Source organism: Streptomyces sp. NPDC039609 (assembly GCF_055596705.1).
The window spans coordinates 1-12,776 of sequence record NZ_JBVIUJ010000029.1; the positions used below are offsets into that span (position 1 = coordinate 1).

A 12,776-nucleotide genomic window follows, 5' to 3' on the forward strand; every position below is an offset into this window, starting at 1 on the left:
GCCAAGTGCTTCGCCTCCGACGTCGCCATGGAGGTCACCACCGACGCCGTCCAGCTCCTCGGCGGCTACGGCTACACCCGCGACTACCCCGTCGAACGCATGATGCGCGACGCCAAGATCACCCAGATCTACGAAGGCACCAACCAGGTCCAGCGCATCGTCATGGCCCGCAACCTCCCGTAATCGTCTGCCACTTGAAAGGAGCCAGGCCGTGACCCTGAGGATCGCTGTCTGTGTGAAGTACGTACCCGACGCGACCGGCGACCGTGGTTTCGCCGACGACCTGACGGTCGACCGCGACGAGGTCGACGGCCTGCTGTCCGAGCTGGACGAGTACGCGGTCGAGCAGGCGCTGCGCATCTCCGAGGAGTCCGACGACGCCGAGGTCACCGTCGTCACCGTCGGCCCCGACGACGCCAAGGACGCGCTGCGCAAGGCGCTGTCGATGGGCGCCGACAAGGCCGTCCACGTCAACGACGACGACATCCACGGCACCGACGTCATCGGCACCTCCGCCATCCTCGCCAAGGCCCTGGAGAAGACCGGTTTCGACCTGGTCCTCTGCGGCATGGCGTCGACCGACGGCACGATGGGCGTGCTGCCGGCGCTGCTGGCCGAGCGGCTGAACCTCCCGCAGGTCACCCTGCTCTCCGAGGTCTCGGTGGAGGACGGTCTCGTCAAGGGCCGCCGGGACGGCGACGCCGCCACCGAGCTGCTCGAGGCCCCGCTGCCGGCCATCGCCTCGGTCACCGACCAGTCCGGCGAGGCCCGTTACCCCTCCTTCAAGGGGATCATGGCCGCCAAGAAGAAGCCGGTCGAGGAGCTGGACCTGGACGACCTCGAAATCGACGCCGACGAGGTCGGTCTGGCCGGGTCCTGGACCCTGGTCGAGTCGGTCGCGGCCCGTCCGGCCCGTACCGCGGGCACGATCGTCACGGACGAGGGCGACGGCGGCAAGCAGCTCGCCGCCTTCCTCTCCGCCCAGAAGTTCATCTGACCCACCGTCACTATCGTTCAGGAGCAAGGAATCATGGCTGAGATCCTGGTTCTCGTGGACCACGCCGACGGTGCGGTCCGCAAGCCGGCGCTCGAACTGCTCACCCTGGCCCGCCGGATCGGCGAGCCGACGGCCGTCGTGCTCGGCGCCGGCGAGGCCGCGGCGTCCATCGCCGCGACCGCCGGCGAGTACGGTGCCGCCACCGTGTACGTCGCGGACGGCGCCGAGTTCGCCGAGCAGCTCGTCGTGCCGAAGGTCGACGCGCTCACCCAGATCGCGAAGGACAAGGGCGTCGCCGCCGTCCTGGTGACCTCCTCCGGCGAGGGCAAGGAGGTCGCCGCCCGCGTGGCGCTGCGCCTCGGCTCCGGTCTGATCACCGACGCCGTGGAGCTGGAGGCCGGCGAGAACGGCCCCGTCGCGACCCAGTCCGTCTTCGCCGCCTCGTACCAGGTGAAGTCGGCCGTGTCGCACGGCGTCCCGGTCATCACGGTCAAGCCCAACTCCGCCGCGCCGGAGGCCGCCCCGGCCGCCGGTACGGTCGAGAACGTCACCGTCGCCTTCAGCGGCAACGCGGCCAAGGTCGTCTCGCGCACCCCGCGCGTCTCCACCGGCCGCCCCGAGCTGACCGAGTCCGCGATCGTGGTCTCCGGCGGCCGTGGCGTCGGCGCGGCCGAGGGCTTCGCGGTCGTCGAGAAGCTCGCCGACTCCCTCGGCGCGGCCGTCGGCGCCTCCCGCGCCGCGGTGGACGCGGGCTGGTACCCGCACTCCAACCAGGTCGGCCAGACCGGCAAGCAGGTCTCGCCGCAGCTGTACATCGCGGCGGGCATCTCCGGCGCGATCCAGCACCGGGCCGGTATGCAGACGTCGAAGACCATCGTGGCCGTCAACAAGGACGCCGAGGCCCCGATCTTCGACCTCGTCGACTACGGAGTGGTCGGCGACCTCTTCGAGGTCCTGCCGCAGCTGACGGACGAGATCGGCGCGCGGTAGGGGTCGAACCCCCGCTGAAAGGAAGCGGCCCGATGGCACTCTGTGCCATCGGGCCGCTTTCGTCGTGTCCGGCTCGGTCCCGGCCGGACCGCTCGCGTCGTGTCCGCTCAGATCCAGCCGTCGAGCGGGACCTCCTCGCAGAGCCGGACGACCGGCTGCCCCGCCACTGCCGAGCGGGCGGAGAGCTTGACCCGGACTCCGGGGCGCACCGCGTGCGGCGGCCCGTCGACCCGGCAGCGGACGACGAAGCCCTCGGTCATGTGCACCGGCCACAGGTCGGCGTCGGCGGCGGTGACCCCGCGGCGTACGGTGATCACGCCCTCGCCCTCGCTGCGTTCGGGCGCGAGGTCGGTCGACCCGCAGGTCGGGCAGAGCAGGCGCTGGAAGGTGGTCGTCTGGCACCAGCGGCAGAGCTGGTAGTAGAGCTCGGCGTCTGCGGCCGATTCCTCGGTCCGGACGGCGACGCTCCCGGTCCTCAGTCCCGTGGATCCGGTGTGGAACACGATGCGTTCTCCTTGCACTCGGCGGCTCAACCGTGCATGGAGTCAAGATATGGCACTGAGTGCCATCAAATAAAGACCTCAGGAGACCTGAGTTCCCTCAATTGAAGATACTGAGATCCCTAAGGCGCTTCTCAGCCCTCGCCGAGGCTCGACTCCACCTCGCGCACCACGCGCCACATCGGCGTGGACCGCTTGGTGATCACCACGACGACGTCCTCGGTCTCATCGCCCTGGACGCCACCGCCCTCGCCGCCCCCGCTCCAGGTGTCGCGGACGAACTCCAGGGCCTGGTCCACCTCGGCCAGCGGGTCGCCCTCGCCGCCCGAGCGCAGCCAGTGACGCAGGGCGTGGTTGTGGGCGGCGACCACGGAGGCGGCGACCACGTTGGCCCGCAGGGTGCCGTCGCGGCGGTCGGCCCAGCGGGTGCGGAGATAGTCGCCGAGCGTCTTCTCGTACCGCCAGACGACCGACAGCTCGTACGTCCGCAGACCCGTCACCTCACGGGTGAGCCGGTAGCGCTGGACGGAGAAGGTGGGGTTCTCGGCGTACATCCGCATCACGAGGCGGGTGGCGTCGCAGATCCTGACCAGCGGGTCGTCGGTGTCCGCGCTCGCCGCGAGGAACTCGGTCATGTCGGCGAGGCTCTGCTCGTGGTCGGGGAAGACCACGTCCTCCTTGGACGGGAAGTACCGGAAGAAGGACCGCCGTCCGACGCCGGCGAGGGTGACGATGTCGTCGACGGTGGTCTGCTCGTACCCCCGCTCCAGGAAGAGCTGGAAGGCCGCGGCGATGAGGGAGTCCCGCATCGCGGGCTTGGCAGTGTTCGTCGACGCAGTTCCCATGGCCCGAACCTAACATCCGGCGGCCGGAAACGCGGCACTTGGTGCCAGCCTGAGCTGGCACCAAGTGCTATTCCGCAGGTGCGGGACGTATGGCGGTCAGCGCGCCGCCATGCGCAGGGCGCCGTCCATCCGGATCGTCTCGCCGTTGAGGTAGTCGTGCTCGGCGACCATCGTGACGAGCTTGGCGTACTCCTCGGGGCGGGCGAGACGCTGCGGGAAGGTGACACTCGCGCCGAGCCCGGCCCGGATCTCCTCGCTGAATCCGGCCATCATCGGGGTGTCGACGATACCGGGGGCGATGGTGACGACCCGGATGCCGAACTGGGCGAGGTCACGGGCGGCGGTGACGGTCATACCGGCGACGCCGGCCTTGGAGGCGGCGTACGCGATCTGGCCGACCTGGCCCTCGAAGGCGGCGATCGAGGCGGTGTTGACGACGAGGCCGCGCTGGCCGTTCTCGTCCGGCTCCTGGCGGGCGATGGCCTCGGCGGCCAGCCGCATCACATTGAACGTCCCCAGCAGGTTGACGTTCAGGACCGTGCGGAACAGGTCGAGGTCGTGCGGGCCCTTGCGGCCCAGGATCCGGGCGGAGGGGGCGATGCCCGCGCAGTTGACGGCGACCCGCAGCTCGGCACCGTCGGCCTCGATCCGGGCGAGGGCCTCGCGGACGGGACCCTCCTCGGTGACGTCGGCGGCGAGCAGCGTGACGCCGTCGGGCCGGGGCCCGGTGGCGGCGACGGCCTTGTCCAGGTCCAGGCCGTAGACGGTGGCGCCGCGGGCGGCCAGGGCGGCTGCGGTGGCGGCGCCCAGGCCGGATGCGGCGCCGGTGACGAGCGCGGCGGAGCCGGCGATGTCCATGGAACTCCTCGTACGAAGTGAGTCGTGACGTCGGGAAGGACGGGAGGACGGAAGGGTCAGCGGACGAGCTGACGGCTGATGACGAGCCGCTGGATCTGGTTCGTTCCTTCGAAGATCTGCATGATCTTGGCCTCGCGCATGTAGCGCTCCGCAGGGAAGTCGCGGGTGTAGCCATACCCACCGAGGACCTGGACGGCGTCCGTGGTCACCTTCATGGCGGCGTCGGTGGCGATCAGCTTGGCGGCGCTGGCCTGGCGACTGAACGGGCGGCCGAGGTCACGGCGGCGGGCCGCGTCGAGGTAGGTGGCGCGCGCGGAGTCGACGGCGGCGGCCATGTCGGCGAGCAGGAAGCCGAGGCCCTGGTGGTCGATGATCTTCCGGCCGAAGGTGGTGCGCTCGTTGGCGTACGCGACGGCGGCTTCGAGGGCGGCCTGGGCGAGGCCCGTGGCGCAGGCGGCGATGCCGAGGCGGCCGCAGTCGAGCGCGCTGAACGCGATCTGGAGGCCCTGCCCCTCGTCGCCGATCAGCCGGTCGGCGTCCAGGAGGGCGCCGTCCCAGTGGGCGGAGGTGGTGGGAACGGCCTGGAGGCCCATCTTCCGCTCGGGCTTGCCGAAGCTGAGGCCCTCGGTCTCGCCGGGGGCGAGGAAGCAGGAGATGCCGTGGCTGCCCGGCGCGGTGCGCGCGAAGAGGGCGTAGAAGCCGGCCCTGCCGCCGTGGGTGATCCAGGCCTTGTTGCCGGTGACGCGGTACGCGGAGCCGTCGTCGGTGCGCTCCGCCTTGCAGGCGAGGGCGGCGGCGTCGGAGCCGGCCTGCGGCTCGGAGAGGCTGTATCCGCCGATGGTCTCGCCGGCGAGCATCGCGGGCAGCCAGCGCTCCTTCTGCTCCGCGGTGCCGAAGGAGTACAGCGGGTGGCAGGCGAGCGTGTGGACGCTGGTGGCGACGGCGACGGCCGCCCAGCGGGCCGCCAGCTCCTCCAGGACCTGGAGGTACACCTCGTACGGCTGACCTCCGCCGCCGAACTCCTCGGGGTACGCGAGGCCGAGCAGCCCGGCGTCGCCCAGGGTGGTGAACAGCCCTTCCGGGTACGTCTCGGCGGCCTCGTGCTCGTCCACGCGGGGGGAGAGCTCCTTGTCGGCGATCTCCCGCGTGAGGGCGATGAGGTCCGCTGCCTCGGGGGTGGGAAGCAGGCGGTCGACATCCATGGCGACTCCAGTGACACTCAGCACCGCTGTAACGGTACTGCGGGCGGTACGGCAGTACCGTTGAGAGTAGCGCAGAAGAGTTCCGCCGTAACCCCCCGAACGGGTTCGACCTGCATACTGTTCGGGTGATCGAGACCTCAGCCGCCGGTGCCGCCCCCAAGCTGACGGGCCGCGGTGCGGCCCGCCGGTCCGCCCTGTTCGAGGAGCTGGTGGCCCTCCTGGTCGGCGAGGGCTTCGCCCAGCTGACCCTGGACGATCTCGCGGCCCGGCTGCGCTGCTCCAAGCGCACGCTCTACGGCCTGGCCGACAGCAAGGAGCAGCTCGTCCGGGCGGCCGTGGTCCACTTCTTCCGGCGCGCGACCACCCGCGTCGAGGCCGTGCTCGCGGCGGAGCAGGAGCCCGCGGAGCGGCTGGCCGCCTATCTGAGGGCGGTCGCGGCGGAACTGGCTCCGGTCTCCCCCCGGTTCTTCGACGACGTGGCCGCCTTCGAGCCGGCCGCCGAGGTCTACGAGCGCAACACCCGCGCGGCGGCGGGCCGGGTGCAGCAGCTGATCGAGGAGGGCGTGCGCGCGGGCGCGTTCCGCGACGTGCACGTGACCTTCGCGGCCGATGTCATCGCCTCCGTCATGGTCCGCATCCAGCAACGGCAGGTCGCGGCGGCGACCGGGCTGGCGGACGCGGAGGCCTACGGACAGCTGGCGGAGCTGCTCCTGAACGGCCTGCGCAAGAGCTGAGCGGCCCTGCGGGGCATCGGGCCGATACCGCCCCTTGCCTCGTCACACCCGATCGAGGACGTCCACGAACCGGCGCCCACCCCGCCGGACTCCGCCCGATCGGGGACCGGGTCAGAACTCGTCGTCGGTGTGCGGCAGTCGCGCCGTCCGCAGCGCCGTGTCGAGCATGGCGGCCGCGCCCGGGATGTGCTCCTCGACCAGGCCCGCCGCGACCAGGTCCGTGACCCGCGTGCCACCGAGATAGCAGGCCCCCAGGTCCCTTACGGCGATGGAGAGTTCGGCCGGTTCGCCGGTCGGCTCGTACCGCGCCGCTTCGGCGCCTGCCGTGAGCCGGAAGCGGCCGGAGTTGGCGGGGAGGCGACTGTCGTGCACCTCCAGGACGAGGTCCACCGCGGCGGCCCAGGCGCGAGCCGTCAGCGCGGCACGGACGTCGACGAGTCGCACCCACAGCGCGGGGAACTGCCCCGTCACCCGCACCTGGTCGCGGTCCCCGGCGAAGAGCAGCAGCGCGTCGTCGAGCGGCCTGCCCCAGGCGCGGACGGTGCCGGTCAGGTCGATCGAGGCGAGGTAGCGCCAGAGCGCGGCCGCGGCGGCCGGGGTGTCGGCCTCCAGCTCGTCGACCCGCACGAGGCCGGGGGTGTGGGTCTCCTCGTTCTCGCCCTTGGTGCGGTAGACGGCGTAGCCCGCGAGGGGGTCGCCGAGGGCGACGATCCGGGGCGGGGAGAGCTCGTCGTCCTCCTCGTCCTTGTCGGCGAGCCACTCCCCGCTCCAGCGCTCCTCGTCCCGTGCGTTCCGCCCGGCCCGCAGGGCACGGGTGGCCTCGAAGTAGGGCCCGACGACGGCGGGCGCGTCGGCCGGGTCGAGCAGACGCAGCGGGCGTTCGTCGGGGTCGATGCGCAGGGCGAGCGGGCGCCGTGAGTCGATCTCGACGGTGACGCCCTGGGTGGCGGGTCCGAAGCCGAACCGGCCGTAGATCGCGTCCTCGGAGGCCCAGAGAGCGGCGATCGGCTCGCCACGCTCGGCCGCGCGGCGGAAGAGCTCGGCGAGCAGGGCGGAGAGCACCCCGCGGCGCCGGTGGGTGGGGGCGACGGAGACATAGGTGAGCCCGGGGCAGGGCAGTTCGCCGCCGGGTACGGAGAGGGTGAAGCGGTGCACGGCGACGAAGCCGACGAGGGTCTCGCCGTCGTACGCCCCGATCCGCTCGCACGGGAGGAGCAACTCGCGGTGATGCGTGCGCTGCTCGTCCTCGGGACGCTCGTGGAAGACGAGGTACGCGAGGTCGAGGGCGCGGTCGAGATGCGCTTCGGGCACGTCACGAATGTCCATGATCCGGACCCTAACGGTCGACCGCGCCGGTGCTCGAACGTCGGGCGTGCCAGCGGGTCAGGCGACGGAACCTATCCGGCCGTCCGGCGCGCGCGGTCCGTCGTGGTGGATCGGGGTGTGCGCGCCGGTCAGGGAGGCGCCGGAACCGCCTCGGCGGCCGGCGACGATCTCGGCGGCGATGGACAGGGCCGTCTCCTCCGGGGTGCGGGCGCCGAGGTCGAGCCCTATCGGGGAGCGCAGACGGGCCAGTTCGAGCTCGGTGACGCCGACCTCGCGCAGACGCTTGTTGCGGTCCTCGTGGGTGCGGCGGGAGCCCATCGCGCCGACGTAGGCGACGGGAAGCTTCAGGGCCGCTTCGAGAAGCGGGACGTCGAACTTGGCGTCGTGCGTCAGCACGCACAGCACGGTCCGCCCGTCGACCTCGGTCGACTCCAGGTAGCGGTGGGGCCAGTCGACGACGATCTCGTCGGCCTCGGGGAAGCGCGCCGGCGTCGCGAAAACCGGCCGGGCGTCGCACACGGTGACGTGGTAGCCGAGGAACTTGCCGACCCGGACGAGGGCGGAGGCGAAGTCGATGGCGCCGAAGACGATCATGCGGGGGGCCGGGACCGAGGACTCCACGAGGAGGGTGAGCGGCTGTCCGCAGCGGCTGCCGTCCGCGCCGATCTCGACGGTGCCGGTCCGGCCCGCGTCCAGCATCGCCAGGGCCTCGCCGGCCGCGGTGCGGTCCAGCTCGGGGTGGCCGCCGAGGCCACCTTCGTACGTACCGTCGGGGTGGACCAGGAGCGCCCGGCCCATCAGGTCGGTGGGTCCGGAGACGATCCTGGCGAGGGCCGCGGCCTCTCCCGAGACGGCGGCGGCCAGGGCTGCGGGGAAGACCCCGCCGCGGACCGGGGTGACGAGGATGTCGATGACTCCGCCGCAGGTCAGGCCCACGGCGAAGGCATCCTCGTCGCTGTATCCGAAGCGCTCGACGACGGTCTCGCCGTCTTCGAGGGCCTGCTGGCACAGATCGTAGACCGCGCCCTCCACACATCCGCCGGACACCGAGCCGATCGCCGTGCCGTCGCTGTCGACGGCGAGCGCGGCTCCCGGCTGCCGGGGCGCGCTCCCGCCGACCGCCACGACGGTGGCGACGGCGAACTCGCGTCCCTGCTCGACCCACCGGTGCAGCTCTTCGGCGATGTCCAGCATCTCGAACTCCTCGATAAGTGTGTGGAGGGCGACGTTACGGGCGTCAGCTGACGCCCAGCCAGCTCTCGATGGGATGGATCGCGAAGAACACGATGAAGATGGCGGTCAGGCCCCACATGAAGGCGCCCACTTCGCGTGCCTTGCCCTGCGCCGTCTTGATCACGGCGTAGGAGATGACACCGGCCGCGACACCTGTGGTGATGGTGTACGTGAACGGCATCAGGACCACGGTGAGGAACACCGGGATCGCGACGGAGCGGTCGCTCCAGTCGACGTGCTTGGCGTTCTGCATCATCATCGCGCCGATGACGACCAGGGCCGCGGAGGCGACCTCGGCCGGAACGATCGCGGTGATCGGGGTGAAGAAGAGACAGGCCGCGAAGAACGCACCCGTGACGACGGAGGACAGACCCGTACGGGCACCCTCGCCGACGCCGGTCGCCGACTCGACGAAGACGGTCTGGCCGGATCCGCCGACGCCGCCGCCGATGACACCGCCGGCACCGTCGATGAACAGCGCCTTGGACAGGCCGGGCATCCGGCCCTGGGAGTCGGCGAGCTTGGCCTCGGAGCCGACACCGATGATCGTGGCCATGGCGTCGAAGAAGCCGGCGAGCACCAGGGTGAAGATGATCATGGTGATCGTGATGTAGCCGACGTCACCCCAGCCACTGAAGGACACTTCGCCGATGAGCGAGAAGTCCGGCGTGGAGACGGCGCTGCCGTTGAGCTCCGGCGGGCCGGAGAACCAGGCCTTGGCCGGCAGGTCGCCGACGGCGTTGACGATGGCGGCGATGACCGTGCCCGCCACGATGCCGATCAGGATGGCGCCGGGCACGTTGCGGGCCTGGAGCGCGAAGATCAGCAGCAGGGTGAAGGCGAAGATCAGGACCGGCCAGCCGGCCAGCTCACCGGCCGGGCCGAGGACGACCGGGCCACCGCCGGGCGAGGGGTTCTCGTGGACGAAGCCGGCCTTGACGAAGCCGATCAGCGCGATGAAGAGACCGATGCCGATGGTGATCGCGTGCTTGATCGCCAGCGGGATCGCGTTCATGATCATCTCGCGGAGACCGGTCACCACCAGGAGACAGATCACCGCACCGTAGGCCACACACATGGCCATGGCCTGCGGCCAGGTCATGACGGAGATGACCTGCGAGGAAAGAACGCCGGAGACGCTCAGACCGGCTGCCAGGGCGAGCGGGACCTTGCCCCAGAAGCCCATCAGCAGGGTGGTCGCGGCGGCCGCGAGGGCAGTCGCGGTGATGAGTGCGGGCTGGCTGAGGACGTTGCCGTCCACATCCTTGCCGCCGAGGATCAGGGGGTTGAGCAGGAGAATGTACGCCATCGCCATGAAGGTGGTGACGCCGCCGCGGATCTCCGTCGCGACGGTGGATCCTCTCTCCGAGATGTGAAAGTACCGGTCGAGCCAAGAGCGGCCGGCGGGGACGTTCGAGCCGGAGCCCGCGTCCTCCGAGGCGGTCTTGGGCTCCACTGACGACTGGGTCATGGGGCCTACTCCCAAGGTTCAAAGGGGCACCCGCATAAGACTGGGAAGTCAGAAAAGCCGCGGGATTTGGGATGGTGCGTTGGCTGCACGACCCGGGGGACGGCCCGAGACGAACTTGGATGAATCAGGTCAATCTGGTGCTACTCGGTACTGCTCGATGGTGCTGGTGATGCTGGTGTTACTCGGTGGTGCTGGTACTGCCGTTGGTATCGAGCGGTGATACCGGGGGGTCGCTCCGGGCGGTGCGGGCGGGAAGTGTGACGTTCCTGGGAGGCACACACCGCCCGGAGAGTCCTACAGGGTGCCGGTGAGCGCCTCGGGGCGGACCGGCGTCTTGTTGAGCTCCAGGCCGGTCGCGTTCCGGATCGCCGCGAGGACGGCCGGGGTGGACGACAGGGTCGGGGCCTCGCCGAGTCCCCGCAGGCCGTACGGCGCGTTGGGGTCGGCCAGTTCGAGTACGTCGACCGGGATGGTCGGCGTGTCGAGGATCGTCGGGATCAGGTAGTCCGTGAAGGAGGGGTTGCGCACCTTCGCGGTCTTCGGGTCCACGATGATCTCCTCCATCACCGCGACACCCAGGCCCTGGGTGGTGCCGCCCTGGATCTGGCCGACGACGGAGAGCATGTTGAGCGCCTTGCCGACGTCCTGGGCGGTCGCGAGCTCGATGACCTTCACCAGGCCGAGCTCGGTGTCCACCTCCACCACCGCGCGGTGCGCGGCGAAGGTGTACTGGACGTGGCCGTCGCCCTGGCCGGTGACCAGGTCGAACGCGACGGTCGGGCGGTGCCGGAACTCGTGCTCCTGGTCGACGGCCTCGCCCTCGAGCACGTCGGCCAGGTCCGCGAGGACCTCGCCGCCGTCGGTGACGACCTTGCCGTTCTCCAGCAGGAGCTCGGCGGTGGCCCACGCCGGGTGGTACGAGCCGAACTTGCGGCGGCCGATCTCGAGGACGGCCTCGCGCACCTTCTCGCAGGTGTTCTTCACCGCGCCACCGGTCATGTACGTCTGCCGGGAGGCGGACGTCGAACCGGCGGAGCCGACCTGGGTGTCGGCCGGGTGGATGGTCACCTGGGTGACACCCAGCTCCGTGCGGGCGATCTGGGCGTGGACGGTGACACCGCCCTGGCCGACCTCCGCCATGGCCGTGTGGACCATCGCGACGGGCTCGCCGTTGATGACCTCCAGGCGCACGCGGGCGGTGGAGTAGTCGTCGAAGCCCTCGGAGAAGCCGACGTTCTTGATGCCGACCGCGTAGCCGACGCCGCGGACGACGCCCTCGCCGTGCGTGGTGTTGGACAGACCGCCGGGCAGCGCGCGGACGTCCGCCTCCTCGCCGGCCGCGAGCCACTGCTGCTCGGGCGGCATCGGGCGGGCCTTGACGCGGCGCAGCAGCTCGGCGACCGGGGCCGGCGAGTCCACGACCTGGCCGGTCGGCATGATCGTGCCCTGCTCCATGGCGTTGAGCTGGCGCAGCTCCACCGGGTCCATGCCCAGCTTCGCGGCGAGCTTGTCCATCTGCGCCTCGTACGCGAAGCACGCCTGGACCGCGCCGAAGCCGCGCATCGCGCCACAGGGCGGGTTGTTCGTGTAGAGCGCGACGGCCTCGATGTCGACGTCGTCGATGACGTACGGGCCGACGGAGAGGGAGGACGCGTTGCCGACGACCGCCGGGGAGGCCGAGGCATAGGCGCCGCCGTCCAGCACGATCCGGCACTTCATGTGCGTGATCTTGCCGTCCTTGGTGGCGCCGTGCTCGTACCAGAGCTTCGCCGGGTGGCGGTGCACATGGCCGAAGAAGGACTCGAAGCGGTTGTAGACGATCTTCACCGGCTTGTTCGTGGCGAGCGCCAGGAGGCAGGCGTGGATCTGCATCGAGATGTCCTCGCGACCACCGAAGGCACCGCCGACGCCGGACAGCGTCATACGGACCTTCTCCTCGGGCAGGCCGAGGACCGGGGCGATCTGCTTGAGGTCGGAGTGCAGCCACTGCGTGGCGACGTAGAGGTCGACGCCGCCGTCCTCGGACGGCACGGCCAGACCGGACTCCGGACCGAGGAAGGCCTGGTCCTGCATGCCGAAGGTGTACTCGCCCTCGACGATCACGTCGGCGCGCTTGCGGGCTTCCTCCACGTTGCCGCGGATGATCGGCTGGCGGTGCACGATGTTCGGGTGCGGGACGTGACCGGAGTGGTGGTCGTCGCGGCCCTCGTGGATCAGCGGCGCGTCGGGGGCGAGGGCCGAGGCCTCGTCCGTGACGAGCGGCAGCTCCCGGTAGTCGATCTTGATCTTGGCCGCGGCGCGGCGGGCGGTCTCCGGGTGGTCGGCGGCCACGAGGGCGACCGGCTCACCGTGGTGACGTACCCGGCCGTTGGCGAGAACGGGGGTGTCCTGGATCTCCAGGCCGTAGTTCTTCATCTCGGCCGGCAGGTCGTCGTAGGTCAGCACCGAGTAGACACCGGGCATCGCCAGCGCCTCGGAGATGTCGATGGAGACGATCTCGGCGTGCGCGACGGTGGAGCGGAGCGTCTGGCCCCACAGCATGTCCTCGTGCCACATGTCCGAGGAGTACGCGAACTCACCGGTGACCTTGAGGGTGCCGTCCGGGCGGAGCGTGGACTCG

General features: G+C 70.8%; 12 protein-coding genes. 4 read left to right on the forward strand and 8 right to left on the reverse strand.

Going from position 1 to position 12,776, the window contains the following annotated elements; all coding sequences use genetic code 11:
- From ACZ561_RS39880 to ACZ561_RS39890, 3 genes are all read left to right on the forward strand, one after another.
- Positions 1 to 183: acyl-CoA dehydrogenase family protein (locus ACZ561_RS39880; RefSeq protein ID WP_356907248.1), on the forward strand; the 183-nt coding region annotated here is incomplete at its 5' end.
- Between the two features lie 28 nt (positions 184 to 211).
- Entirely contained in the window at positions 212 to 997 is a 786-nt protein-coding gene (locus ACZ561_RS39885; RefSeq protein ID WP_471005031.1) for an electron transfer flavoprotein subunit beta/FixA family protein, read from the forward strand.
- A 33-nt stretch (positions 998 to 1,030) separates the two neighbouring features.
- Positions 1,031 to 1,987 (forward strand): electron transfer flavoprotein subunit alpha/FixB family protein, encoded by a 957-nt coding sequence (locus ACZ561_RS39890; RefSeq protein WP_471005033.1) that lies wholly within the window; start codon positions 1,031 to 1,033, stop codon positions 1,985 to 1,987.
- Positions 1,988 to 2,094: 107 nt separating this feature from the next.
- On the opposite strand, the gene ACZ561_RS39895 is transcribed toward ACZ561_RS39890, so the two are convergent.
- The 4 genes from ACZ561_RS39895 to ACZ561_RS39910 all read right to left on the reverse strand — a co-directional run bounded on the left by ACZ561_RS39895 (position 2,095) and on the right by ACZ561_RS39910 (position 5,392).
- On the reverse strand, positions 2,095 to 2,490 hold the full coding sequence (locus ACZ561_RS39895; protein ID WP_471005035.1) for a Zn-ribbon domain-containing OB-fold protein: 396 nt from the start codon (positions 2,488 to 2,490) through the stop codon (positions 2,095 to 2,097).
- Positions 2,491 to 2,621: 131 nt separating this feature from the next.
- On the reverse strand, positions 2,622 to 3,332 hold the full coding sequence (locus ACZ561_RS39900) for a TetR family transcriptional regulator (protein WP_471005037.1): 711 nt from the start codon (positions 3,330 to 3,332) through the stop codon (positions 2,622 to 2,624).
- A gap of 96 nt (positions 3,333 to 3,428) precedes the next feature.
- Positions 3,429 to 4,190, reverse strand: a complete 762-nt coding sequence (locus tag ACZ561_RS39905; RefSeq protein ID WP_471005039.1) for an SDR family NAD(P)-dependent oxidoreductase — start codon at positions 4,188 to 4,190, stop codon at positions 3,429 to 3,431.
- 56 nt (positions 4,191 to 4,246) lie between these two features.
- Positions 4,247 to 5,392, reverse strand: coding sequence for an acyl-CoA dehydrogenase family protein (locus tag ACZ561_RS39910; protein WP_376445807.1), 1,146 nt, complete (start codon positions 5,390 to 5,392; stop codon positions 4,247 to 4,249).
- A 125-nt stretch (positions 5,393 to 5,517) separates the two neighbouring features.
- Here ACZ561_RS39910 and ACZ561_RS39915 point away from each other — a divergent pair, with 125 nt between their 5' ends.
- Entirely contained in the window at positions 5,518 to 6,126 is a 609-nt protein-coding gene (locus ACZ561_RS39915) for a TetR/AcrR family transcriptional regulator (protein WP_471005041.1), read from the forward strand.
- Positions 6,127 to 6,237: 111 nt separating this feature from the next.
- Here the strand turns inward: ACZ561_RS39915 and ACZ561_RS39920 are convergent, their stop codons facing one another.
- From ACZ561_RS39920 to pucD, 4 genes are all read right to left on the reverse strand, one after another.
- Positions 6,238 to 7,452: a GNAT family N-acetyltransferase gene (locus ACZ561_RS39920; protein WP_471005043.1), complete on the reverse strand. Its 1,215-nt coding sequence runs from the start codon at positions 7,450 to 7,452 to the stop codon at positions 6,238 to 6,240.
- 57 nt (positions 7,453 to 7,509) lie between these two features.
- Complete coding sequence (locus ACZ561_RS39925; RefSeq protein ID WP_471005045.1) at positions 7,510 to 8,646, reverse strand: XdhC family protein; 1,137 nt, start codon at positions 8,644 to 8,646, stop codon at positions 7,510 to 7,512.
- Between the two features lie 43 nt (positions 8,647 to 8,689).
- Positions 8,690 to 10,156 carry an NCS2 family permease gene (locus ACZ561_RS39930; RefSeq protein WP_471005047.1) on the reverse strand — a complete coding sequence of 489 codons (1,467 nt, stop codon included), beginning with the start codon at positions 10,154 to 10,156 and terminating at the stop codon, positions 8,690 to 8,692.
- 294 nt (positions 10,157 to 10,450) lie between these two features.
- Positions 10,451 to 12,776, reverse strand: a 2,326-nt coding sequence (pucD, locus tag ACZ561_RS39935) for a xanthine dehydrogenase subunit D (protein WP_471005049.1), incomplete at its 5' end; no start/stop codon positions are given.

Bases quoted from the DNA above. Each gene is read 5' to 3' on its own strand.
- ACZ561_RS39890 (WP_471005033.1), top strand. From the start codon at position 1,031: ATGGCTGAGATCCTGGTTCTCGTGGACCACGCCGACGGTGCGGTCCGC.
- ACZ561_RS39900 (WP_471005037.1), bottom strand. From the start codon at position 3,332: ATGGGAACTGCGTCGACGAACACTGCCAAGCCCGCGATGCGGGACTCC.
- ACZ561_RS39905 (WP_471005039.1), bottom strand. From the start codon at position 4,190: ATGGACATCGCCGGCTCCGCCGCGCTCGTCACCGGCGCCGCATCCGGC.
- ACZ561_RS39910 (WP_376445807.1), bottom strand. From the start codon at position 5,392: ATGGATGTCGACCGCCTGCTTCCCACCCCCGAGGCAGCGGACCTCATC.
- ACZ561_RS39920 (WP_471005043.1), bottom strand. From the start codon at position 7,452: ATGGACATTCGTGACGTGCCCGAAGCGCATCTCGACCGCGCCCTCGAC.
- ACZ561_RS39925 (WP_471005045.1), bottom strand. From the start codon at position 8,646: ATGCTGGACATCGCCGAAGAGCTGCACCGGTGGGTCGAGCAGGGACGC.
- ACZ561_RS39930 (WP_471005047.1), bottom strand. From the start codon at position 10,156: ATGACCCAGTCGTCAGTGGAGCCCAAGACCGCCTCGGAGGACGCGGGC.